21 protein-coding genes are annotated in these 24,033 nt (G+C 69.3%); 11 read left to right on the forward strand and 10 right to left on the reverse strand.

The window, feature by feature from the left end:
• Positions 1 to 24: 24 nt before the first annotated feature.
• Positions 25 to 876, forward strand: coding sequence for a helix-turn-helix transcriptional regulator (locus tag O3I_RS34565; RefSeq protein ID WP_014987682.1), 852 nt, complete (start codon positions 25 to 27; stop codon positions 874 to 876).
• Positions 877 to 894: 18 nt separating this feature from the next.
• Here O3I_RS34565 and O3I_RS34570 read toward each other — a convergent pair whose 3' ends face one another.
• Positions 895 to 1,830 carry a DUF1206 domain-containing protein gene (locus O3I_RS34570; protein WP_141691869.1) on the reverse strand — a complete coding sequence of 312 codons (936 nt, stop codon included), beginning with the start codon at positions 1,828 to 1,830 and terminating at the stop codon, positions 895 to 897.
• Between the two features lie 177 nt (positions 1,831 to 2,007).
• Positions 2,008 to 2,574, reverse strand: coding sequence for an RNA polymerase sigma factor SigC (gene sigC / locus O3I_RS34575; RefSeq protein ID WP_014987684.1), 567 nt, complete (start codon positions 2,572 to 2,574; stop codon positions 2,008 to 2,010).
• Positions 2,575 to 2,664: 90 nt separating this feature from the next.
• Between sigC and O3I_RS34580 the strand changes: the two genes are divergently transcribed.
• Both O3I_RS34580 and O3I_RS34585 read left to right on the forward strand, forming a co-directional pair.
• Positions 2,665 to 3,429, forward strand: a complete 765-nt coding sequence (locus O3I_RS34580) for a zf-HC2 domain-containing protein (protein ID WP_014987685.1) — start codon at positions 2,665 to 2,667, stop codon at positions 3,427 to 3,429.
• 10 nt (positions 3,430 to 3,439) lie between these two features.
• A complete protein-coding gene (locus O3I_RS34585) occupies positions 3,440 to 5,722 on the forward strand; it encodes a heavy metal translocating P-type ATPase (RefSeq protein WP_014987686.1) in 2,283 nt (760 codons plus the stop codon).
• Positions 5,723 to 5,744: 22 nt separating this feature from the next.
• Here O3I_RS34585 and O3I_RS34590 read toward each other — a convergent pair whose 3' ends face one another.
• Together O3I_RS34590 and O3I_RS34595 are read right to left on the reverse strand one after the other, a co-directional pair.
• On the reverse strand, positions 5,745 to 7,724 hold the full coding sequence (locus tag O3I_RS34590) for a cytochrome c oxidase assembly protein (protein ID WP_014987687.1): 1,980 nt from the start codon (positions 7,722 to 7,724) through the stop codon (positions 5,745 to 5,747).
• Between the two features lie 120 nt (positions 7,725 to 7,844).
• Positions 7,845 to 8,675, reverse strand: coding sequence for a mycofactocin-coupled SDR family oxidoreductase (locus O3I_RS34595; RefSeq protein WP_014987688.1), 831 nt, complete (start codon positions 8,673 to 8,675; stop codon positions 7,845 to 7,847).
• 232 nt (positions 8,676 to 8,907) lie between these two features.
• Here O3I_RS34595 and O3I_RS34600 point away from each other — a divergent pair, with 232 nt between their 5' ends.
• The 3 genes from O3I_RS34600 (at position 8,908) to O3I_RS34610 (ending at position 11,856) form a co-directional block, all read left to right on the forward strand.
• A complete protein-coding gene (locus tag O3I_RS34600) occupies positions 8,908 to 9,141 on the forward strand; it encodes a hypothetical protein (protein WP_014987689.1) in 234 nt (77 codons plus the stop codon).
• 218 nt (positions 9,142 to 9,359) lie between these two features.
• Entirely contained in the window at positions 9,360 to 11,135 is a 1,776-nt protein-coding gene (gene ctaD, locus O3I_RS34605; RefSeq protein ID WP_193364885.1) for a cytochrome c oxidase subunit I, read from the forward strand.
• A 61-nt stretch (positions 11,136 to 11,196) separates the two neighbouring features.
• Positions 11,197 to 11,856: a class I SAM-dependent methyltransferase gene (locus O3I_RS34610; RefSeq protein WP_014987691.1), complete on the forward strand. Its 660-nt coding sequence runs from the start codon at positions 11,197 to 11,199 to the stop codon at positions 11,854 to 11,856.
• Between the two features lie 14 nt (positions 11,857 to 11,870).
• Here the strand turns inward: O3I_RS34610 and O3I_RS34615 are convergent, their stop codons facing one another.
• Positions 11,871 to 12,416, reverse strand: a complete 546-nt coding sequence (locus O3I_RS34615) for a PadR family transcriptional regulator (protein WP_014987692.1) — start codon at positions 12,414 to 12,416, stop codon at positions 11,871 to 11,873.
• Between the two features lie 46 nt (positions 12,417 to 12,462).
• Between O3I_RS34615 and O3I_RS34620 the strand changes: the two genes are divergently transcribed.
• Positions 12,463 to 13,008 (forward strand): peptide deformylase, encoded by a 546-nt coding sequence (locus O3I_RS34620; RefSeq protein WP_041564735.1) that lies wholly within the window; start codon positions 12,463 to 12,465, stop codon positions 13,006 to 13,008.
• A gap of 115 nt (positions 13,009 to 13,123) precedes the next feature.
• On the opposite strand, the gene O3I_RS34625 is transcribed toward O3I_RS34620, so the two are convergent.
• A complete protein-coding gene (locus O3I_RS34625) occupies positions 13,124 to 13,903 on the reverse strand; it encodes an alpha/beta fold hydrolase (RefSeq protein WP_041564736.1) in 780 nt (259 codons plus the stop codon).
• Between the two features lie 164 nt (positions 13,904 to 14,067).
• Here O3I_RS34625 and O3I_RS34630 point away from each other — a divergent pair, with 164 nt between their 5' ends.
• Entirely contained in the window at positions 14,068 to 15,612 is a 1,545-nt protein-coding gene (locus O3I_RS34630; RefSeq protein WP_014987695.1) for a sensor histidine kinase, read from the forward strand.
• A 22-nt stretch (positions 15,613 to 15,634) separates the two neighbouring features.
• Here O3I_RS34630 and O3I_RS34635 read toward each other — a convergent pair whose 3' ends face one another.
• The 3 genes from O3I_RS34635 to O3I_RS34645 form a co-directional block, all read right to left on the reverse strand.
• Positions 15,635 to 16,420 (reverse strand): PIG-L deacetylase family protein, encoded by a 786-nt coding sequence (locus O3I_RS34635; RefSeq protein WP_014987696.1) that lies wholly within the window; start codon positions 16,418 to 16,420, stop codon positions 15,635 to 15,637.
• A gap of 232 nt (positions 16,421 to 16,652) precedes the next feature.
• Complete coding sequence (locus tag O3I_RS34640) at positions 16,653 to 17,978, reverse strand: cryptochrome/photolyase family protein (RefSeq protein ID WP_014987697.1); 1,326 nt, start codon at positions 17,976 to 17,978, stop codon at positions 16,653 to 16,655.
• Positions 17,979 to 18,099: 121 nt separating this feature from the next.
• Positions 18,100 to 18,636, reverse strand: coding sequence for a lipocalin family protein (locus O3I_RS34645; protein WP_014987698.1), 537 nt, complete (start codon positions 18,634 to 18,636; stop codon positions 18,100 to 18,102).
• Between the two features lie 757 nt (positions 18,637 to 19,393).
• Here O3I_RS34645 and O3I_RS34650 point away from each other — a divergent pair.
• From O3I_RS34650 to O3I_RS34660, 3 genes are all read left to right on the forward strand, one after another.
• Positions 19,394 to 20,239, forward strand: a complete 846-nt coding sequence (locus tag O3I_RS34650) for a MerR family transcriptional regulator (RefSeq protein WP_014987699.1) — start codon at positions 19,394 to 19,396, stop codon at positions 20,237 to 20,239.
• Between the two features lie 903 nt (positions 20,240 to 21,142).
• Positions 21,143 to 21,319, forward strand: coding sequence for a DUF1365 family protein (locus O3I_RS47110; RefSeq protein ID WP_366929489.1), 177 nt, complete (start codon positions 21,143 to 21,145; stop codon positions 21,317 to 21,319).
• Positions 21,316 to 22,584: an SAM-dependent methyltransferase gene (locus O3I_RS34660; protein WP_014987701.1), complete on the forward strand. Its 1,269-nt coding sequence runs from the start codon at positions 21,316 to 21,318 to the stop codon at positions 22,582 to 22,584. The genes O3I_RS47110 and O3I_RS34660 overlap by 4 nt, the downstream gene beginning before the upstream one ends.
• Before the next feature lie 13 nt (positions 22,585 to 22,597).
• Here the strand turns inward: O3I_RS34660 and O3I_RS34665 are convergent, their stop codons facing one another.
• Complete coding sequence (locus O3I_RS34665) at positions 22,598 to 23,941, reverse strand: TIGR01777 family oxidoreductase (RefSeq protein ID WP_014987702.1); 1,344 nt, start codon at positions 23,939 to 23,941, stop codon at positions 22,598 to 22,600.
• Positions 23,942 to 24,033 lie beyond the last annotated feature (92 nt).

Genomic DNA, 24,033 nt, shown 5'->3' on the forward strand with positions numbered 1-24,033 from the left:
ACGACGCTCCAGCACACTGGAGGCGTGGACAGACGAGAACTCGCGGACTTCCTGCGCAGCAGACGGGAACGGATCGCCCCCGGCGAGGTGGGGCTGCCCGCGGGGCCGCGCCGCCGCACTCCCGGCCTGCGCCGCGAGGAGGCCGCGCAGCTGGCCTTCATCTCCACCGAGTACTACACGCGCCTGGAACAGGCGCGCGGTCCGCGTCCGTCGCGCGAGGTGCTGGCCGGGCTGGCCCGCGCGTTACGGCTCTCGGATGCCGAACGCGACCACCTGCACCATCTGGCGGGCGCACCGCCCGGCCCTGCCGCCGGTCCGTCGCGCGAAGTGCGGCAGAGCATCCTCGATCTGCTGCGGCGGCTGCCGCAGGCGGCCGCGGTCGTGCTGTCGGCCACCTACGAGGTGATCGCCTGGAACGATCTGGCCGCCGCACTGATGGAGGACTTCTCCGCGCTCTCGCGCCGCGACCGCAACCTGGTGCGCCGGGCCTTCCTCGGCCCGCATGTGGCGGGGCGGCGCTTGTACGGCGTGTCCGACGCCGACGAATTCGCGCGCAGCGCGGCCCACGTCCTGCGCGCCACTGCCGCCCGCTATCCCGACGATCCCGAGGTGGGCGAGCTGGTGCACGAACTCCGCACAGGCAGTGCGGAATTCGAGGCCTTGTGGACCGCCCACGACGTCTGCGCGAAACCCACGCTCTGCAAGATCTTCGACCACCCACTGGTCGGCCCGGTCGCCGTCAACTGCGACGTCCTCGACCTCACCGACCGGGACCAGCGCGTCGTGATCTATACCGCCGCACCGGGATCCTCCGCCGAGGAGGCATTGCGCCTGCTGTCCGTGATCGGGACGCAGCGGATGGACGCCACCCGCTGAGCCGTACCGATCCGGCGCTCAGACCGGGACACCGCCATAGGTGCGGCGGTGCTTGGCCTCCAGGAAGGACAGCGCGCCGAACGCCATCAGGCCGAGCGCGACCAGGATGAGCAGCCAAGGGCCGAAAGGCATTTCGGCGAAATCGCGCAGTACCGCGTCGACGCCCTTGGCCTCGGCCGGGTCGTAGTTCAACGCCGCGACGACGGCGGCGAGCCCGATACCGAGCACGACGACCCCGCGCGCGACGTAGCCGATGCGGCCGAGCCAGATCGCGGCCTGGCGCGACCCGTGCGTCATCCAGCCCATGCGCAGGTCGTCGACGAATTCGAGGCGCAGGCCGCGCACGGTCTGCCAGATCCCGAAGGCGATGACGGCCAGGCCGAGCAGCAGCACGACCACCTGGCCGCCGTCCCAGCTCAGGATCCGGGCGGTCAGGTCACGGGCGATGGCGTCGCTCGGCTTCGGCGTCCGGCCGTGCACGACGTACCGCAGTGTGCCCAAAAAGGCCAGGGCATAGACGATTCCGGAGAGTGCGGCGTAGAGCCGGTGTCCCCCCGAGTAGGTCCGCCGGGCGCTGGCCACCTGGGTGACCCGCCACGCCACCAAGGCGGCGAAGCCGAAGACGAGAATCCACAGCAGCAGATACCCGAGCGGTTTGCTCGCGATCGCAGCCAGCGCACCGCCGCCGTCCGGCTCGTGTTCGGCCGTGCCGATCGCCAGCATGAACCCGATGATGCCGATCGCGAGGTAGGCGATACCGCGGGCGACGAAGCCGAAACGCGCGGCCGCTTCCAATCCGCCCGAACTCGCGGACCTGCGCCGACGCCAATCCTGCGACCGGCGGCCCCAAGACCGCCCGCGGCCGTCGCGGTAGTCCCGCGAACGGCCCCACCCGCGCCGCGTGCCGATGCGGTCCCGCCGTCGATAAGTGTTCGCACTGCGAAAAATACTCATGATTGCCTCGCTTCTTCACCGCCGGTAATGCCCACTTCGCCGGAATTGACACGGGGCGGTGCGAATTTCCGGCGGCCGGAGCCGGTGCGGGCCATGCGGAGTCACCGCGGGCGAATCGAAGGTTGTTCCCGGCCAACAGATCCCGGGCGAGGAAAGGCGAGGTTGCGGCCGGGCGGCTCAGCCGTTGGCGCTGCGCCGGATGCCGAATCGGGTTGCGGCGACCAGATCTTCACGACCGCGCGCGACACGCGAACGAACCGTGCCGACCGGGCAGCCGCACACGGTGGCGGCCTCGGCGTAGGACAGGCCGAGGACCTGGGTGAGCACGAGCGCCTCCCGGCGTTCGGGCGCGAGGTCGTCGAGCAGCAGGTTGAGTTCGACGATCTCGGCGAGGCCGTCGCGGCGCGAGACCTGACGGTCGGCCGCGGCCGCCCAGTCCACACCGTGCGCGATCTTCGGCCGCGCCACCGCCATCCGCACCTGATCGACCACCACCCGGCGCGCGATGGACAGCAGCCAGGTGCGCGCGCTGGCCCGGCCCTCGAAACGCTTGATGCTGCCGAGCGCGCGGAGATAGGTCTCCTGGGTCAGATCGTCGGCCCGGCCGACCTCGGTCAGGTGGGCGAGCAGCCGCCACACGTCCTTCTGGGTCGCGCGGATGAAGCTCTCCAACGCCCGCCGGTCGCCGCGAGCCGCCGCCAATGCCAGGCGGGTGGTCTCGTCGTCGTCGGCGGGGGTGGGCATGAGGTGAACAATAACCGTCGTCACGGCGGCCTCGACAACCGGCGAGCATCCCCGGGGAACTTCGGCGGCCCCGTAGACGACAATCTGGACGTGGAGTGCAAAGAGTGCCGGACGGCCCTGTCCGCCCGGATCGACGGCGAACGGGAGACCGTTCCCGCGGCGCGCGTGGACGAGCATCTCGAGCAGTGCGGCGAGTGCTGTTCCTGGTACGTCGCCGCCGTCGAGACCTCGAAACGGCTGCGCGACACCTCGTCGTACGCGCCCGATCTGACCGATGCGATCTTCGCCGCCGCCGAGCTGGAACGGCCGGATCGCGCGCGACTGTCGCGGTGGCGCGCGGCCGTGGCCGGGGTGCGCGATGTCACGTTCACCACAGGCGCCGGCTGGGCGCGTGTCGCGCTCGGTGCGCTCGGTGTCCTGCAATGCGTGCTTGGCCTGGCGCAGCTCGCCGGGCTCGACTTCGGCATGAGCCATCATCACGGCGCCGAGATGACCCGGCATCTGCTCAACGAGAGCACCGCGTGGAGCCTGGCCATCGGCATCGGCTTCCTCTACTGCGCGCTGCGTCCGCACGCCGCCGCCGGTGTGCTCCCGGTGCTCGGCGTGCTGGTCGCGGCGTTGAGCGCGTTCGTCGTCGCGGACCTGTACTCCGGCGTGGTGCCGATCTCGCGGGTGCTCTCGCACGGCGTGCTCGTCGTCGCGCTGGCCCTGGTCGTGGTGGTGCACCGCAGCCGCCGCCCCGATACCTCGCCACCGGCCAGCGATCGCGCACCGGCCGATCTGGTGTTGCCGCCGGGCGCCCAGTTCGGCCGTCGCCTCGGCCACCTGCGTTCCACCCAAGATCCCGCCGCGTGAACGGACTTTCATGACCATCGAGCTCGACCAGCTTCGACCCGATCAGCCTGCCGCAGCCACCGAACCGACCCGCATCTCGCTCGCCGTCACCGGCATGAGCTGCGCGGCCTGCGCGAACCGGATCGAGCGCAAACTCAACAAGGTCGACGGCGTGACCGCCTCGGTGAACTACGCCACCGGCATCGCCACCATCGACGCCGCCGCGGGCATCGCCGCCGAGGAACTCTGCGCCGAGGTCGACGCGATCGGCTTCGGTGCCGCGCCGGTGACCGACCGGGCCGAGGCGATCAGCGCCGCCCCGGAGGACGCGGAGGTCAGCAGCCTGCAGCGCCGGCTGGTGGTCGCGCTGATGGTGTTCTTCCCGCTGGCCGACCTGTCGGTGATGTTCGCCACCATCCCCTCGACCCGGTTCACCGGCTGGCAGCTGGTGCTCACGGTGCTGGCGCTGCCCGTGGTGGTCTGGTCGGCGGCGCCGTTCCATCGCAAGGCGCTGGCCAACGCGAGAGCCGGTGCGGCCAGCATGGACACGCTGGTCTCGGTCGGTGTGCTCACCGCGACGCTGTGGTCGCTGGACACCATGTTCCTGCACCCGAATCGGTCCGGCCCCGCGCCGGACGGCGTCTGGGCGGCGATCTGGGCGAGCGACGCGATCTATCTGGAGGTCGCGGCGGGCGTCACCGCATTCGTCCTGGCCGGACGGTATTTCGAGGCCAAGGCCAAACGGTCGGCGGGCAGCGCGCTGCGGGCGCTGGCCGCGCTAGGCGCGCGCGAGGTGACCGTGCTGACCCGGGACGGTCGCGAAATGCGTGTTCCCATCGGCGAACTCGTCGAAGGCCAGCGTTTCGTGGTGCGCCCGGGCGAGACCATCGCCACCGACGGGCTCGTCGTGTCGGGCGCATCGAGTGTCGATGCCAGCGCGATGACGGGTGAGTCGATCCCGGTCGACGTGCACGCGGGCATGGCCGTGATCGGCGGCACCACCGCGCTCACCGGACGGCTGATCGTGGAAGCCGCAGCGGTGGGCGCGGATACGAAACTGTCGGGCATGATCCGGCTCGTCGAAGAAGCGCAGACCGGCAAGGCGCGCATGCAGCGCATCGCCGACCGGGTGTCGTCGGTATTCGTGCCGTTCGTCTTCCTGATCACCGCGGTGACGTTCGTGATCTGGCTGATCGCCGGTGCCGGCGCCGATCGCGCGGGCGCGGCCGCGCTGGCGGTGCTGGTGGTGGCCTGCCCGTGCGCGCTGGGGCTGGCCATTCCGACCGCGCTCATGGTGGCGTCCGGACGCGGTGCGCAGCTGGGCATTTTCATCAAAGGCCACCAGGCTCTGGAAGCCACCCGCGACGTGGACACCGTGGTGCTGGACAAGACCGGCACCGTGACCAACGGCGCGATGAGCGTCGTCGCGGTGACCGAACACGCGCCGTACCCGGTCGCCGAGGTGCTGCGGTGGGCCGGTGCGGTGGAGGCGGCTTCGGAGCACGCGGTCGCGGCCGCGATCACCCGCTACGCCCGTGAGCAGCTCGACGACGACCTGCCCGCCGTCGAATCCTTCGAAGCGCTACCGGGTTTGGGCGCGCGCGGAGTTGTCGACGGGCGCACGGTGCTGGTCGGCCGGGCGCGGCTGTTCGACGATCAGGGCATCGAGATCCCGCAGGAGTCCCAGCGCGCGGTGCGCAGGCAGGAGAAGTCCGGGCGCACCGTGGTGCTCGTCGCGGTGGACGGTGCGGTCGTCGCGGTCGTCGCGGTGGCCGACACCGTCAAGGACACCGCGGCGGCGGCGATCGCCCGGCTGCACCGGCTCGGGCTGCGCGTCCTGATGTTCACCGGTGACAACGCCTTCGCCGCACAGGCGGTGGCCGACGAGATCGGCATCGATGAGGTGGTCGCCGAACTGCTTCCGGAGGGCAAGGTCGAGCTGATCGCCCGCATGCAGGAGCAGGGGCACCGGGTGGTGATGGTCGGCGACGGCATCAACGACGGCGCGGCGCTGGCCACCGCCGACCTCGGCATGGCGATCGGCGCGGGCACCGACGTCGCGATCGCGGCCGCCGACGTCATCCTGGTCCGCGAGGATCTGGGCGCGGTCGCCGACGCGATCGAATTGGCGCACGCCACATTGCGCACCATCAAGGGCAACCTGGTGTGGGCGTTCGGCTACAACGTGCTCGCCATTCCGGTTGCCGCGCTGGGCTTCCTGAATCCGCTGATCGCCGGTGCGGCCATGGCGTTCTCGTCGTTCTTCGTGGTGTCGAACAGCCTGCGACTGCGCAAGGTGCGCTTCGCGCGGTGAGCCCGAACCGGTTTCGCCGGGTTCAGCGCCGGGTCTGGGCCAGTTTCTCCAGCATGGCGTTGTAGGCCTCGAGGTCGGAGTCGCGGTACTCGTCGTCCTTGCGGTCGGTGCGGACCGCCGTGCGGCGGTCCTGCGCCGCCCACTGGGTCAGCAGCGCGCCGACCACGAGCAGGACCGGGACTTCGCCGGAAACCCAGGCGATGCCGCCGCCCATCCGCTGATCGGCCAGCAGGTCGATGTTCCACGGCAACTGCAGGTTGGTGTAGAAACGCGACCCGATGACCGTGTTCATCGACATCACGGCGACACCGAAGAAGGCGTGGAAAGGCATGACCGCGAACAACACCCCGAGCCGACCCAGATGCGGCAGGCGGCGCGGGCCCGGGTCGATGCCGATGATGCCCCAGTAGTAGAGGTAGCCGACGATCAGGAAGTGCACGTTCATCAGCACGTGCCCCCAGTGGTAGCGGATCAGGCTCTCGAACAGCGGCGTGAAATACAGCCCGTAGAGCGAGATCACGAACAGGGTCAGCGCCGTCGCGGGGTGCGCGATGATCGCGGTCGGCCGCGAATGCAGCAGGGCCAGCACCCATTCCCGGACCCCGTGCACCTCGCCGCGCTTCGCCGCGGGGACGGCGCGCAGCAGCAGGGTCACCGGGGCACCGAGCACCAGCAGCACCGGCACGAACATGTTCAACGCCATATGCGTGATCATGTGCATGCTGAACATGGCGAAGCCGTAGGTGCCGATGCCCGACGAGGTCGCGATGAGCAGTGCGGCACAACCACTTACCCAGGACAGCGTCCGCCACCGCGACCAGGCGTCACCGCGCCGGCGCAGGCGTACGACGCCGATCACGTAGAGCACGATGCCCGCCACCGCCGCGGTGCCGATCACCAGGTCGAACCGCCAGAGGGTCAGCAGCCGTGCGACATTCGGCGGATCGAACAGGTCGAAGCCGAGGAACACCTCCTGCGCGGTGAAGGACCGATCGGCGAAGGCGGGAGCGGGCTGCACCGCCATCGCCACGGTCGCGCCCAGCGCCACCGTGGAAAGCGCTGCGCCGCAGGCGATCAGCAGCGCCGTCCGGCGGGTGGGCGCCGCAGAGCGACGCGCGAACGCGAACCGCAGGACGAACGCGAGACCCACACCGGCCGCGCCGACCAGCAGCGCCAGCCTGCCGTAACCGGTACTGAACACCGCCGACCAGGGCAACAGGATCAGCCACAGCACCAGACCGCTGAGCGCGGCGGCGAGCACACACAGCAGGCCGATGATCGCGCCGCGGCGCACCGCCGTGTCCACGTGTTCGCCCTGCCTGCGTACGTGTTCCGTGACGCACCACAGCAGACCGGGCAGCACCGACACGGCCAATTGGAAGATGATCATCGCGCCGGTGCCGTAGTCGTGGTTCGGGCCCTCCCCCGCGTTGCCGACCATCGCGGGCGGCAGCACGGCGATCGCCGCCACCAGCAGCAGCACCGCCGCGCCGTTCCAGGACAACATGATTCGCGCGCCCAGCGTCACCACCGCGGCGAGTACCGCGACCACGATCCACGCCTTCGGCTTCTCACCGGCGTCGATCAGCGCGCCGAGCGCGCCGAGCCGGAAGACGCCCGACACCGTCATGCCGCCGATATTCGCCGCGGTCACCGGGATGAGCGCCAGCGCGGACAGCAGCCACACCACCCCCGCTCGCTCGGCGAGGCGGAGACCGGCGTACCCGTCGACATCGAGGCGGCCACGTCCGGTGACCGCGGTACAGCACACCGCGTAGACCAGCGCACCGAGCGCGGTCGCACCGGCCAGCGCGGCGGCGACGCGCAGCAGCACGTACCCGAGGACGTCGGCGAATCCGGGATAGGCGGTGCCCGCCGCCCGATAGGGCAGCTCGCCCACCTCGACCACCGAGCCGAGGACGACGGCGAGCAGCACGACCGCGGTGCCGAACCGGACCAGGTGGACTGTCGAGGGTTTCACCTGCACGTTGAAGTCCACCATCCTCTGAAAAGTCCACGCACCTACAACAGGTCTCGCAGGACCGGTCGGATACGCGGAAGGGAAAGTTCCGGCAGCGCGCCAAGTATGAGACAGCTCACGAACGGCCAGGCGGGCGGCCCGTCACACGGTGCCTGCGCTCATGCCGCCGGAGATGGTCACCGCCTCGCCGTTGAAGTGCCTGCCGTGCTCGGACACCAGCAGCAAGACCGCGTCCGCGACCTCGGCGGGCGCGATCAGATCACCGTTGGGCGGACCCGAGGCGAACATCTCCATCACGTCCTCACGGGTGGGATTCTCTTTGTCCGGCAACATCATTTGATACGTGGCCGGATTCTGGATCATGTCGGTGTCCACTCCCGCGGGCAGTATCGCGTTCACCGTGATGCCGTGCTCGGCGACCTCCAGAGCCAGCGATTTCACCAGACCGAGCACGCCCCACTTCGCCGCCGCGTAGTGGCCGGCGTTGCGCACACCCATCCGCGCCACGATGGACGAGGTGGCGACGATGCGACCCCAGCGGCGCTCGATCATGTGCGGCACCACCGCCCGGAAGCTGTGGAAGACGCCGCCGAGATTGACCTCGATCATGTCCTGCCACATCTGCTCGCCCATGTCCGCGAGCGGCGAGTTGGAGGCGATACCCGCGTTCGCGATCAGGATGTCGATGTGACCGAAATCATCGATGGCACGTTGGGCGACCGCGTTCATCTCGGCCTGGCTGCGCACGTCGGCTCGCAGCGGCACACAGCGCCGCCCGGTCTCCTCCACCAGCTTCGCGGTTTCGGCCAGGTCGTCGGGGGTGGCGAGCGGATAGTGCAGGCCGGCGATCTGTTCGGCGATATCGCAGATCACGATGTCCGCGCCCGCCGTGGCCAGCGCCAGCGCGTGCGCGCGACCCTGACCTCGGGCACCGCCGGTGATCACCGCTACCCTGTCGTCCAGTGTCCCCATGCGGGCCCCCTCACCAGATCGGTATTGTTCGGCCGCCCCTCATCGTTGCACGTCCGCCCGGGGCATCGTTGTCGTTTTCCGTCCGTCGTCCGGAAACCGGACGAAACGTTCTGGGTCGATGCAGCGACGAAGGGAGTGCGTTGTGCGCTGCAGCATCAGGCGATCGAACTCGCCGACCGCACGACGCGTCGGCGCGCGGCCCAGCGCGCCCACAATGGTCCCAGGGGGCCAGATGACCGATTGTGAGTACTTCACCGTGGATCTCGACCAGCTCGTTCGACCACTCGGCACCACACCGATCGACCATGACATCAGCGTGGCCAGCGCGCTGGCCAGCCCGCTGCTGCGCAGATTGATCCACACCGCGGTCGGCCTCTCGACCGACTCGATCGATCTGCTGGCCACCATGACCGATCGGCTGCGCGCCGTCGAAGGCATCATCATCCGCGACCCGCTCGAGCTCTGAGCGCTCGCTGATACCGGTGGCCTATCGCCATCGCGTCGCGCCGATCGCTCCCCTTGACAGCAAATACCAAGCAAGGGCCCGCTATTCGCCGGACAGCCGCTAACCTTCGGCAAAGTCGATCAAGGGCTGGCGTGAGACCGCCGTCACATGGTTACGTTGACTGCGGGGCCGGTCCAGCCGGCCGTAGGTGAACCCCGGTTCGGGAGGTGGCGGCGGCCGTGAGTGTGACGCAGACCGAACAACTTCAGGCGACTCGACCGTATCCGGCCCGCACCGGGCCGAAGGGTTCCTACCTCTGGAAGATGATCACGACCACCGATCCCAAGGTGCTCGGGGTCATGTACCTGGTCACCGCGATGACCTTCTTCTTCATCGGCGGCCTGATGGCACTGCTGATGCGTGGCGAGCTGGCCCGGCCCGGCTTGCAGTTCCTCTCGACCGAGCAGTACAACCAGCTGTTCACCATGCACGGCACGATCATGCTGCTGTTCTACGCGACACCGATCGTGTTCGGCTTCGCAAATGCCGTGCTGCCCTTGCAGATCGGCGCGCCCGACGTCGCCTTCCCCCGCCTCAACGCGTTCAGCTACTGGCTGTATCTGTTCGGTGCGAGCATCGCGACCGCGGGTTTCCTCACGCCGGGCGGGCCCGCCGACTTCGGCTGGACCGGTTACACGCCGCTCAGCACATTCGAGCACGCGCCTGGCGCGGGCGGCGACCTGTGGATCATGGGGTTGATCCTGTCCGGCCTCGGCACCATCCTCGGCGGCGTCAACATGATCACCACGATCATCTGCCTGCGCGCGCCCGGCATGATCATGTTCCGGATGCCGATCTTCACCTGGAACATCCTGATCACCAGCATCCTTGTGCTGCTTGCCTTTCCGATCCTCACCGCGGCGCTGTTCGCGCTCGCGATCGATCGGCACCTCGGCGGGCACATCTACGACACCGCCACCGGCGGCGTGCTGCTCTGGCAGCACCTGTTCTGGTTCTTCGGGCATCCCGAGGTGTACATCGTCGCGCTGCCGTTCTTCGGCATCGTCACCGAGATCTTCCCGGTGTTCAGCCGCAAACCGCTGTTCGGTTATACCGCACTGATCTACGCGACGATCTCGATCGGCGCGCTCTCGGTGGCGGTGTGGGCGCATCACATGTATGCCACGGGATCGGTACTGCTGCCGTTCTTTTCGCTGATGACCTTCTTGATCGCGGTGCCGACCGGGGTGAAGTTCTTCAACTGGATCTTCACGATGTGGCGCGGGCAGTTGACCTTCGAGACGCCGATGCTGTGGTCGCTGGGCTTCCTGGTGACCTTCCTCTTCGGTGGTCTGTCCGGCGTCATCCTCGCGTCGCCGCCGCTGGACTTCCACGTCACCGACTCGTATTTCGTTGTGGCGCATTTTCATTACGTGCTGTTCGGCACCATCGTGTTCGCCACCTTCGCCGGCATCTACTTCTGGTTCCCGAAGATGACCGGCCGGATGATGGACGAGCGCCTGGGCAAGTGGCACTTCTGGACCACCTTCGTCGGGTTCCACCTGACCTTCCTGGTGCAGCACTGGGTGGGGTCCGAGGGCATGCCGCGCCGCTACGCCGACTACCTGCCCAGCGACGGATTCACCGCGCTGAACATGATTTCCACGATCGGCGCGTTCGTGCTCGGGGCGTCGATGCTGCCGTTCATCTGGAATGTGTTCAAGAGTTATCGGTACGGCGAGGTGGTCACCGTGGATGATCCGTGGGGCTACGGCAACTCGCTGGAGTGGGCCACCACCTGCCCGCCGCCGCGGCACAACTTCTACGAGCTGCCGCGGATTCGGTCCGAGCGTCCCGCCTTCGAGCTGCACTACCCGCACATGGTCGAGCGGATGCGCACCGAGGCGAGCGTCGGGTGGAGCGGCGGGCATCGCAGCACCCCGCTCGTCCAAGACCGCGCGGTCACCCAGAAGGTCGAGCTGACCAAGCGCGAACCGGACAGCAAGGCCGATTGATTGTTGCCAGATCAGCAACGCGAGTTTGCCAATAGCGCCTCGCGCGGGGATCGTGGTGGACATGACCGAGACACACAGCCACGGCGTCGGCGCAGACCAGGCCGGTAATACCGTCGAGTTCTGGGAGAACTTCTACCAGGAGCGCGAGCGCGTCTGGTCCGGCAATCCGAACTTCCTCCTGGTCCGCGAGATCACCGGGGTGCCCGCGGGTACCGCGCTGGACCTCGGCTGTGCCGAGGGCGCGGACGCGATCTGGTTGGCCCAGCGGGGCTGGCAGGTCACCGGCGTCGATGTGTCCGAGACCGCGCTCGGCCGGGCCCGCGCCCACGCGGCCGAGCTCGGCCTCACCGGAATCACCTGGCAGCAGGTCGATCTCGCGCACTCGTTCCCGGCCGGGACCTTCGATCTCGTCTCCGCTCAGTACCTGCACTCGCCCGTCGCGCAGGCCGACGAGCGTGAGCGCATCCTGTCCCGCGCGGCGGACGCCGTGGCCCCCGGTGGTCTACTGCTCATCGTCGGCCACGCGCATTGGCCGAGCTGGGTGACCGAACCGCCGACCGATATCCACTTCCCCACCACCGCCGAGGTACTCGCCGCCCTGCGTCTCGACCCCGCCGAGTGGACCGTCGAACGCGACGACCTCGCCGAGCGCGACCAGCCGAGCCCCGAGGGCGAACCCGGCACCCGCCGGGACAACGTCCTGCTCATCCGCCGCCACTGAGCCCGCACGACCCGTCAAGAGGCGTCGCCGAGTTCGTCGATATTGGCGAGAATCTTTTCGTGCCAATCGATCTCGGCCTGGATTCGCATGACGGCGTGGTCGACGACGAGATCGTCGACCACGCTCTGCTCGGGCCAGCGCCGTTCCAGGTGATGCGCGATCCGGGAACCGTGCGCGCGGAGCGCGGCGATGCGGTCTTCGAGATAGCCGCGCAACAGCTTCCGGTCGAGGTCGGCACTGACCGCCAGGGCGAGATCGACCGGATCGGGCCGGATGTCGACTTCGGTGAGCGCCTCGTCGCGTAATGCGCGCAACTCCCGCAGTCCTTCGTCGGTGATCTCGTAGACGGTCCGGGCGGGCAATGCGCCGGGTTGCTCGGTCCGCAGCGGGCGGATCAGGTTCTCGTCCGCCATCCGATGCAGTGCCCCGTACAGCGAGCCCGGTTTCACCCGCGACCACAGTTCCGCGCGATCCAGCCGGGCGTCGCGGCGCAACTGATGACCGTGCATCGGGCCGCTCTTGGCCAGCGCCGCAAGCACGAACAGGCGAGTCTCGTTCACCCTTCTAGTCTGTCACGACTACTCGTATTTGAGTACTCTGATGCGCATGGCTGTTCGACCGATCCTGATTGCCGGTGACCCACGACTGACCACACCGGCCCGGCCGGTGGCGACCTTCGACGCGGAACTGGCCGCCTTCGTCGACGATCTCTTCGCGACCAATACCGCCGCCAACGGCGCGGGGCTGGCCGCGAATCAGGTCGGTGATCCGCGGGCGGTGTTCGTCTACGACCTGGTGGACGGCCCGACCCGGTATCGAGGGTGCGTCGTGAATCCGGTGCTGGAGACCTCCGCGATCCCGGAGACGATGCCCGATCCCGACGACGATCTGGAGGGTTGCCTCTCCGTGCCGGGTGAATGGTTCCCGACCGGGCGGGCGCACTGGGCTCGCGTCACCGGAGCGGATGTCGACGGCGCACCGGTCACCGTCGAGGCGACCGGCTACCTGGCCCGGTGCCTCCAGCACGAGACCGACCACCTCGCCGGGCACCTCTATCTCGACCGGCTCATCGGCCGGAATCAGCGAGCGGCCCGACGAATGATCAAGGACCGCAAGTGGGTTCAGCCTGGGCGGAGCTGGCTGCCGGGATGATCCCGGTTGCGAAGTCCGGCTGGATGCCTGCGCGGTTCAGCTCGTCGCCCGGCGAGGAACGACGCAGCCAGGCGGCGAGCTGGACCGTGGCGGCCTGAATGGGACTTCGAGAGACCTAAGCGTCGGGCGTGTGGGTTCGCGTGGTGGCGAGAATAGTTCGGGCGACCAGGGCCGGGTCGTCGATCATCGGGACGTGACCGACGGCGGGAAGCAGCTCGAAATCAGCCTGGGGCAGGCGTTCCCGGGCGATCTTGCCGTTGACCTCCGGCGGCAGGATGGCGTCACGGCTCGACCACGCCAGGGTGACCGGGCACGGCAGCGGGTCCAGCGGGGCGATCTGTTCACCGGTGCCCAGCAGATCGTCGGTGACCGCGCAGTCGAGCAGATCACGCGCGGTCTGCGCGGCCGCGCTCGGCGTCAAACGGTCTGCGCGGCAAGCGATGTCGCGCATGCCCAAGCGACGGACCAGCGGCACCTGGAAGGCCACCGGTTGCACCGTGCGGGTGAGCCGGGTGAGCGCGGCCAGCCTGCGCAACTTCGTGACGCCCGCGGATTGCGCGTGCGTGCCCGCCGTCCAGAACCCGGCCGGCGACAACGCGCACACACTGGCCGCCCGGCCGCGCCGGGCGAGTTCGATCGCCATCCAGCCGCCGAGGGAGTTCCCGGCCAGGTGCGGCCGGTGTAACCCGAATTCGTCCAGCATGCGCTCGGCGCCGTCGACGAGATCGGCGACGGTGGCGGGCCGCCGCCGCACGGGCGGGCCACCCCGGTGCCCGAGCGCCGTCAGCGCGAAGACCTCGTGGTGGGGCGTGACCAGCGGGATGACCTCGTCCCACACTCGCGCCGACGTGGTGACGCCGTGCAGCAGGACAAGCGGTGACTTGCTAGAGGCCATGAGCGAGTCTCGCACGGGCGGAGCGCCCGCGGGGACCCGGCGATCGAGGCAGGTCGAGACCGACGACCCGACCGGCCGCAGTACACAGCAGATACTCAGCGGGCTCGCAGCTCTGGCTGGATTTCGGTGGTCATCCTGGTGGCCATGATGGGTGATATCCGTGCGTGGGGCACGCGGGCGCAGCGCTCGGTGCGGCACTCGTGAAGCTGCGCGCTCGCCTGGCCCGGCGGCTGTCCGCCGTACCGTTGCGGATCGGCTTGGTAGTCGCGGTACTGCTGCTGACGACCACCGCGTTGCTCGCCTCCGGGGTGGCGGTGACCTCGGGGCTGAGCCGCTCGCTGACCGAGCGCACCGACGAGCAGTTGCTCGACGCGGCGCATTCCTGGGCCGAGCCGCGGCCGATGAAGGTGGTGCTCTCCGACCAGGGTGCGGTGCAATGGATTCCGGCCGACGCGCCGGCACAACTGCCGGCGCCCCGCTCGATCGGCGATCAGCCGCGCCGGTTCTTCGAGTTGCGCAAGGGCGCCGGAGGTCAGCTTTATACGAAACCCGATGGCGGCGGGACCAATTCCGGTGCGCCGGAGCTGCCGACCCAGCTCGGTGATTCACCGGCCACCGTGGGATCGACCGGTGGGTCGTCGGTGCGCTGGCGGGTCCTGTCCATTTCGAACGAATACGGCTCGACCATCATCGCCTTGCCGCTGACCGACAACCAGGAGACGGTTTCACGACTGATCTTCTTCGAACTGGCCATCGGCACAACGGCTTTGGTCGCACTCGGCGTGCTCGGCTACCTGGTGATCCAGCGCAGTCTGCGGCCGCTGCGCGCGGTGGAGGACACCGCCGCCGCGATCGCGGGCGGCGACCTGCACCGGCGGGTCCCGGTGCGGAACGTGGACACCGAGGTCGACCATCTGGCGCGCTCGTTGAACGAGATGCTGGCGCAGATCCAGTACGGCGTCGCCGCCACCGAGGCGTCCGAGGAGGCGGCGCGGCGCTCCGAGGCCAGGATGCGCCGCTTCATTGCGGACGCGAGCCATGAGCTGCGCACACCGCTGACCACCATTCGTGGCTTCGCCGAGCTGTATCGGCAGGGGGCGAGCAAGGACGCCACCATGGTGGTCGGCCGGATCGAATCGGAGGCCGAACGGATGGGGCTGCTGGTGGAGGATCTGCTCCTGCTGGCCCGGCTCGACGAGAAGCGGCCGCTGGCGTGCCAACCGGTGGATCTGCTCGCGCTCGCGGGCGACGCGGTGCACAGCGCGCAGGCCATGGCCGCCCGCCAGCACGCGCCGGGCACACCGCAGCGCCGGATCGGCCTGGTGATCGAACCGGGCGAGGGCACCTTCGATGTGCTGGGCGACGAGCCGCGACTGCGCCAGGTGCTGGCCAATCTGCTCGGCAACGCCCTGACCCATACCCCGCCCGCAGCCGCCGTCGTCGTCCGGCTCACGCCTTGCGTCGACGAGGTGCGTCTCGACGTAATCGATTCCGGGCCCGGGCTTTCCCCCGAGGCGGCCGCGCGGGTGTTCGAACGCTTCTATCGCACCGACGCCTCGCGGACGCGAGCGAGCGGGGGCACCGGCCTCGGCTTGTCGATCGTGCACGCACTGGTCGCCGCGCACGGCGGACGGGTGAACTTGGACAGCAGGCCGGGGGAAGGAGCCACCTTCACCGTGTTCTTACCGCGTCGGCCGTCGGCCGCCTAGATCGTCTCACGCACAACGGATTTCACCGCTCAGCGGCGACGAGCACGTCGTCGAGCGGCGGGCTCTGCGGCACCGCGCCCTCCTCGATGAACCACTCCCACCGCATGATCCGGCCCAGCATCCACGTCGGCATTCGCAGCAGCAGCCTGGCGATGGTGGCGAAGCCACTCGTACCCGCGAGTACCGAGCGGTGCGCCGCGAGCGCGGTCTGGCGTTGACCCGCGAAGCCGCGCACATCGATCCGGTGGGTGATCTCGGCGGCCGGACTGTAGCCTGCGTCCAACCGCGCGAGGTTGGCCCGGATGCGGAGCGCGGTGAGCAGACGCGCTATGCGCAGCGCGTTTTCGCGCGGCATGGTGGCTTGCAGTACCCGCACGCCTGCCAGTTCCGCTGCCCGGCTACCCACCTCGCTGACCCGCACGTGATCTCGGTGGCCATACCCGCCGTTGCGGTCGTAGCTGAACAGGAGCTCGGCCGCTTCGTCGCGCAGAATCGCGGCCAACCGCGCGGCGGCTTCCTCGGGATCGGCTCGGACGAAACGGGTTCGGTCCGCCGGGTCCGCGTAGAGCACCGCGCCGTGCCCGCTGTCGGCGTAGCCCAGGTGCACGACCCGCGCGACCCCCAATGCGGCTGCGCTGACAGACAATTCGGCCAGCCGCGGCGCGGGTCCGTCGAGCGTGGCCATATGCCCGTCGGTCGCCACGACGAGCACGGTGCGGTGCCCCGCCGCGGCCAGCTTCGCCAGTGTGCCTCCGGTGAGCAGGGTTTCGTCATCCGGGTGTGCGTGCAATGCCACGACGGTCGCCATCGGACCAGTCTGGCAGCAGTCGGCCGCGCGGCGGCGGATCAGCGCAGGATGAGCAGCAATAGCGCCTTCTGCAACGTGTCGAAGATCCGGGCGACGGTGATCGCGATATCGACGGTACCCATCATCACAGGCCCCCTTTCCGCAGGGACGAACAAGCCTCGATGTACCAATTCAAGACCCGGCGTCGCGAATTAGGAAGGGGTACGGGCGCATCTGCCGCGGAATCGGTGCGCTACATGCCGACACATTCGATGATCGGCGCGGGATAGTCCGCGGGATCGATGTTCGCACGCCACGGCGTGTGGATCGCGGCACCGGAGAGATGGGCGAGTTCGGGCAGCCAACGCCGGACGTAATCACCGTTCTCGTCGTAGCGCTTGGCCTGCCGGAGGGGATTGAGCACGCGGTTGGGCCTGGTGTCGGTGCCGGTACCGGCGACCCACTGCCAGTTGAGCTGGTTGTTCGCCAGATCCGCGTCCACCAGCCAGTGCAGGAAATGCGCGGCGCCGACGCGCCAGTCGATGCGCAGCGATTTGGCCAGAAAACTGGCGGTGATGAGCCTGGCCCGGCCGGGCATCCAGCCTTCGGCCTGCAACTGGCGCATGGGGGCGTCGACGATCGGGAACCCGGTGCGGCCGTCCCGCCACGCCGCGGCGGCCTGCGGATCATCACGCCACTCGCCCGGGCGGGGCCGATAGTCCGACCACGCGATATCCGGCCTGGCCGCGAGCAATTGGTGATGGAAGTCGCGCCAGGACAGCTGCCTGGCGAAAGCATGGCCGCCCGGGGTGGACATATCGACCCGGTGCACCAGCTCGACCGGCGAGACGCAACCGAAATGCAGATACGGCGAGAGCCGGGAGGTGGCATCGGCGGCGAGGTCGTCGTTGCGCTCCTCGTAATTCTCGATCGGGCCGGACAGCCAGTCCCGCACGATCTTTCGCCCCGTCGTCTCGCCACCGACGGCGAGCTGCGGGGAGGTGTCGCCCGCGCAGAGTTCTTCGGGTTCGGGCAGTGGATCGCTGCGTACCGGCGGCATGGTGAGTTCGCGCGGCTTGCCGAGCGGTGTGCGCTGGTGCGCCTCGGTCCAGCGGCGGAAATACGGTGTGAAGACGGCGAAGTGGTCGCGGCCGGTGGACGGGACGAGCACCTCCGGATCGGCCGCGGTGATCGAGGCGGCGTGGCTGTGCAGCAGACAACTGCGCTGTGCCAAGCGATCCCGCAGCGCCTGTTCCCGCCGGCGGCTGTAACCGCTGACGTCGGCGGCGATATGCACGCTGTCGGCATGCACTTCTTCGGCCACCGCGGCCACCTGTTCGACGACGTCGCCGCGCCGCACCACCAGCTTGCCGCCGATCGCCCGCAACTCGGCGTCCAGTTCGCCGAGCGCGGCGGCCAGGAAACGCGCCCGGTTCGGCGCCGCGAACCGACCACCGGCGATCGCCTCGTCGATCACGAAAAGCGGTACCACCGAGGCGCCCTCGCGATGCGCGGCGGTGAGCACCGGGTTGTCGCGCACCCGCAGGTCGCGCGTGAACAAAGCGATGGTGACGGTCATCTGCTCCTCTTCGAGTGCTGAAACGAATGCGGTCCGGCGCCCGGAAGGGTGGCGCCGCGGCGCGACGGGCGGCTCAGGCCTGCGACCCTCGACGCGACCCTCACGAGCGCCGGACCGGAGGTCACACTGTGCAGAGCGGAACGATCCCGGTGAAGCCACCGGTACTCGGCGAGGTCAGGTACACACACGGATCCTGGCCTGCCGCAACGATTCCCGCGCGCACGCTGGACCAGGACGCAGCATCGAGCCGGGTGTCGCGCGCGAGTACGAAGCCGGACAGCCGGCTCGGGTCGGTGACCACCGCCCAGGAGTAGTCCGGGGCGAGCGCCGTGACGATGTAGTTGGTGGGTCCGTCGAGCCGATCCTGGGTGGGCACGCCCGGAAAGCTCACGTGCAGTTGCGCATTGGTGGCGCGGTCGTTGACTGTCGCGGTGCCCGCGATTTCGTTGTTCGCGTTCGTCCAGGTGGTGCAGGTGTTGCGCACCGCGACATTGCCTTGCGCGTCGAGCGAGTAGTTCGCCTTGGTGTCGCGAGCGCAGGCGAGGTTGAAGTACTGCGGGACCGCGGCGAGTTGCTGCCAGGTACCGAGGTACCGATTCAGGTCCAGCGACGGCACCGGCGCCGGACCGGCGACCGGCGCGGCCTGCGCACTGGCCATCGGCAGAACCGCGGCCGCGAATCCGGCCAGAACCAGGAAAAGACGTGCAGAATGCCGCTTACTTCGAGATGTCACACGAACTCCTCGGTTATCGACGATATCTGCCATCCTATCGCATAACGATGCAAAACCGATTCAATATCCCCGTATCCCGCCGGGGACGAGCCGCAGCCGCCGGCACCGCGAGAGGTCGCGACGGTTGGCTGCCGCGCCCGGGGCCGACGGCCAGCGACGGCGCCGCGGTCCCGAGCGCCCGCCCTCATGCTCGAACCGTGCAGCTGGCCGGATGATCCCACCCGGCGGGCGGGCCCATGGCCGGCCCTGCGAGGCGGAGGCTCACAGACTTTCCATTCGGTTCACAAGGCCTGCAGCCCCTGTGAACCGTATGAATTCTCTGTGAGCCCTCGACCTATCTGTCGCTTGGTCCAGACGACCACGCCGGAATCCCCACCCAGAACATGGACTGCAACTTCCGCGGCGCAGATTACTGGCAGGCGACGCATCCAGCATCGATCCGCCAGAGCTGGACCGCGCTGCTCAGGTCTTCGCTCAGCTGCCCGGCGCTACGCCCTTGGCTACGTTGGGCGGGTGCAGGGCGGGAGGCCGTCGCGGTGGCGGCGAACTGGGACTGCGATGGGTGGCGACCGTCGCCGCCGTAGCGCGTTGAGCACGGTGGGCGGGCCGCCGAACACTCCGCGCGACGGCGCGGCGGCCGGGCGTGGTGAATCGGGCGCGGCGGGGGAGGCAGAATGAGGCGATGACCGCCGGTTCTGCTCACGCTTCCGACGCGGCCGGCTACACGGTCCGCGCGGTAGCCGAGCGACTCGGCATCCCGACGGCGACTTTGCGGAGCTGGAACCGGCGCTACAACATCGGCCCGCCGCAACATCGGCCGGGCAAGCACCGCCTCTACACCGAAGCCGATATCGCTCAGCTCGGCCGCATGCTGACGCTCATCCAGGACGGCGCGACCCCGGCGGGTGCAGCTGCGGCGGTGCGCGGACCGGCCCCGCGACTGGGCGATCGGTATCCGTTGCTCGCCGCGGCCTTCATGCTCGAAACCCGCGCGGTATCGGATCACCTCGAGGCCCACTTCCGCGCCTACGGCGTCGCCGATACCTGGGATCGCTTGTGCCGCCCCGCTTTCGCCGACATCGTCGACCGGCAGGGCGCGGGCGAGCGCTGCATCGATGTCGAGCACCTGCTTTCCTGGTGCATCACCTCGGTGCTGCACCGCACCAACCCGCCACCGGTCGCACCCGCCACGACACCGGTGGTGCTGGCCTGCACCAGCGGGGAAACGCACGCGCTCCCGCTCGAGGTGCTGCGGGCGGCACTGGCCGAACAAGATATCGGCGCCCACATGCTCGGCGCGGACGTACCCACCGGCGCACTGGCCGACAGCCTGGCCAGGCACACCCGCCCCGCCGCGGTAGTGCTCTGGTCCCAGCAGGAATCGACCGCCCTGACCTCGGCCATCCGCGCGTGCCACGAGGCCGGCGCCCGGGTCTTCGTCGGCGGCCCCGGCTGGGATGCCGTGATCCTGCCCGACTCCGCCCACCGCGTCGCGAGCCTGCAAGACGCCGTCGACCAGCTGAGCTGACTGGCCGGCTCATCCGCCCCGACCGCGCGCGTGCCACGCCGTCGAACAGCTGAGCCGACCGGACGCCGCCAGGGTCGTCGTCGGCGGCCCTGGCTGGGATGCCGTGATTTTGCCCAACTCCACGCATCACGTCGCGAGCCTGCTCGATGCCATCGAGCAACTGGGCCGACCGGACGCCGCCCGCCGAACTCGCCACCCGTCCGTCCCGCACTCCGAAGCGAAGCCTTCCGCGCACACCCTGCCGACCGCGAACGTGAACTACCGCCGAACCGTTGGACCGACCTGACGCCACCCAGGTCTTCGTCGACTGCCCGAGGCTGAGATGCCGCGATTCCGCCAGACTCCGCGCACCGCGTCGCGAGCCCGCTCGATGCCATCGAACAACTGGGCTGACCGGACGCCGCCCGCGCCGAACTCGCCACCCATCCGCCGCGCGTTCCGAGGCGCAATCCTTCCGCGTGCACCCGCAACCCACCGACTGCGCGCGTGCCGCGCCGGCGAACGGCTGGGTGACCGGACGACGCGCCCGCCGAATTCGCCACCCATCCGTCCCGCACTCCGAGGCGAAATCCATCCGCGTGCACCCGCGCCCGCCGACGCGCGTGCCATGTCGGCTACCGCACTGAGTCTTGTAGGGGTCACCCTCGAAAACGATGCATATTCGATGCAGAGCAGTTTGCCATAGCGACCGTTGGACAACTGCGGGCAATCCATCCTGGATGCGACACATTCCCAGGGTCCACTTGGTTCGTTCTGTGCACCGTCGAATGGCTCGGCGGGGGCTCGGGTCACCCTGCGGTGCGGGCAACAGGAAGGTCGTCCGCATCCGGGTCCACCGTGTTCGCCGTGTCCCGCGGCGTCACGAATTCAGCTGCCGGTAACCGGCCGATCTTCGCCGCCTCGATGACCGGCCGTTGCCATTCGGCCACCGTCCGTACCATCCTGCGCGCGACAGTGGCAATACCCTTTGCCGCACTTGTGGTCTCGGTGCGCATTCGCAGGTACGCCGTCCAGCTCCGGACACGCGGCCTGCCGCTCGTCCCCCGACCCGCCGAGCACCTCGAGGAGTATTCGCGGTGAGCATCCGATCCCATGTCGCGCCACTCCCCGCGACCACATGGCCCGATATCGAGCGCGTGCCCGCCGGCATCCGCGCCACGCTCGCCGCGGCGGTGGCGGACAAGCTGTTCCGGCGCGCCGTACGCGCGCTTCCGCTGCTGGTCGAATATCCGGACGGGAGCACGCTTGGCGGAGGCGGTGCGGACGCGCCCCGGCTCGTCTTGCACCGCCCCGGCGATTTCGCCACGCGGCTCGGCGTCGGCGGCCTGATCGGTTTCGGCGAGGCCTATATGGCCGGCGACTGGTCCGCGCCCGATCCGGCCGCGACGCTGGCGGTGTTCGCCGCGCATATCGACACCCTCGTCCCGGCGCCACTGCGCGCGTTGCGCCGCTTCTACGTGGCCAGACAGCCGGCCACCGAACGCAACAGCGAGTCGAACACCCGCGGCAACATCGCCAGGCACTACGACCTGTCGAACAATCTCTTCGAGCTGTTCCTCGACGAGACCCTGACCTACTCCAGCGCGCTGTTCCCGGCCACCGCGCCGCCGCCGCGCTGGGCCGACCTCGCCGCCGCCCAGCGCGCCAAGATCGATCGGATCCTCGATTGCGCCGGCGTCGGGCCGGGCACCCGGTTGCTCGAAATCGGCACCGGCTGGGGCGAATTGGCGCTGCGCGCGGCCGCTCGCGGGGCGTCGGTGCGCTCGGTGACCCTCTCGACCGAGCAGCGCGCGCTCGCGCTGGACCGGATCGCGGCCGCGGGGCTCGCCGAGCGCGTCGCCGTCGATCTGCTCGACTACCGCCGGGTGCGCGGCGAATACGACGCGGTCGTGTCGGTGGAGATGATCGAGGCCGTCGGCTACGAATACCTGGAGACCTTCTTCGAGGCCATCGACCGGGTGCTCGCACCGGACGGACGCGCGGTGATCCAGGCGATCACCATGCCGCACCACCGCATGCGCGCCACCCGCCACACCTACACCTGGGTGCAGAAGTACATCTTTCCCGGCGGCTTCCTGCCGTCCACCCGGCTGCTCGCCGACGTCGCCGCTCGCCGCACCACACTGATTGTGCGCGAACAACTCTCGATGGGCGAGCATTACGCGCACACACTGCGACTGTGGCAGCAGCGGTTCAACGCCCGCACCGAACGGGTCGCCGAATTGGGCTTCGATCCGGTCTTCCGGCGGATGTGGCGGCTGTATCTGGCGCATGCCGAGGCCGGATTCCGCTGCGGCTACCTCGATGTACACCAGATCTTGCTGACCCGCGACGCCGCGGTGTGACCCGCGGTCGAACTCAGGTACGGCCGAGCAGATGTCGCAGCGTGGTCCCGAGATCCGGTGTGCGGAAACGATGTCCGGCCCGCTCCAGCGCGGCGGGCAGCACGCGCTGACTCGCGGCGGCCAGTTCGCGCGCACCCTGCTCACCGAGCAGCAGCGCCGGACCGAACTCGGGTACCGGGAGCAACGCGGGCCGGTGCAGCACCGCCGCCAGCACGTGGGTGTACTCACTGTTGCGCACCGGCTGTGGCGCAACGGCATTCACCGGCCCGGACAAGGTGTCGTCCCAGAGGGCACGATGGTAGATGTCCACCAGGTCGTCGAGGCCGATCCAGGACAACCACTGTTCACCGTCGCCGATCCGGCCGCCGAGACCGGTCGCGAACAAGGGTCGCAGCAGCCGCAGCGTACCGCCGCGCGGCGACTGCACGATCCCGGTACGCACGGTGACGACGCGGACACCGCCGTCGGCCGCGGCGCGGGTGGCCGCCTCCCAGTTCTCGACCACGTCGGCGAGGAAACCACCACCGCGCGAAGCGGTTTCGGTCAACCGCTCGTCCCCGCGGTCGTAGCCGTAGTAGCCGATCGCGGAGGCGCTGACGAAGGCCGGGATGCCCGCCCGAGCCGCCAGTGCCGCCAGCCGCTCGGTCGGCCCGATGCGGCTTTCGACGATGGCCTTCTTGTGCTCGTCGGTGAACCGGCCCGCGATCGAGGCGCCCGCCAGATGGATCACCGCGTCCACGCCGTCGAGCAGATCCGGCGCGGGATCGTCCGGGTCCCATTGCCTTTCACCTGTCCCGGGCGGGTGCCGGACCAGGCGCACCACGGTGTGGCCGCCGGTGGACAGGAAGGCGGTGAGGGCCGTACCGACCAGGCCGGAGGCGCCGGTTACCGCGATCGTCCGAGCCGTGAATCCCGCGCGCGTCGCTTCGGCGTGCGCGACCAGGTCGTCGGTCAGCTGCCGGTAGCGGTAGTCGAACATCGGCCGCAGCACGAAGGCCGGGACGGGTGTCGCGACGCGGTCCACCACCCTGGTATGCGTCTCGTCGACGACCTCGAAATCGTGCGTGTGCTGCCAGCGCAGCAGCAGGCCCGCCGGCCAGGACGCGATCCCGGCGACGGCGATCCGGTCGATGAACCGCTGCGGTGGGTCGTAGCCGTCCGGGTCGTGCTGGGCCACCCAGCGCAATCCGCCCGGCAAGCCGAGCACGGCCCGGCCGCTCGCCAGCGAATCGGCCTCGGTCAGCACCGAAGCCGGCTGCCACGGCGGTGCCAGCCTGGCGAACGCACCTGGTCGGGCATGCCACGCGAAGACTTCGGCGCGGGGTGCCGCGACAACGGTCGAACACTCGATGCCCATGCCTCGACTCTAACGAGGTCCTGCCGCATTGCAACGTTCATGCATCGTTGATCCCAGACTTTCGAGCAGCGAAGAACAATTGCGCCATGACC

The sequence above is a fragment of the Nocardia brasiliensis ATCC 700358 genome, assembly GCF_000250675.2.
GTDB classification, from domain to species: domain Bacteria; phylum Actinomycetota; class Actinomycetes; order Mycobacteriales; family Mycobacteriaceae; genus Nocardia; species Nocardia brasiliensis_B.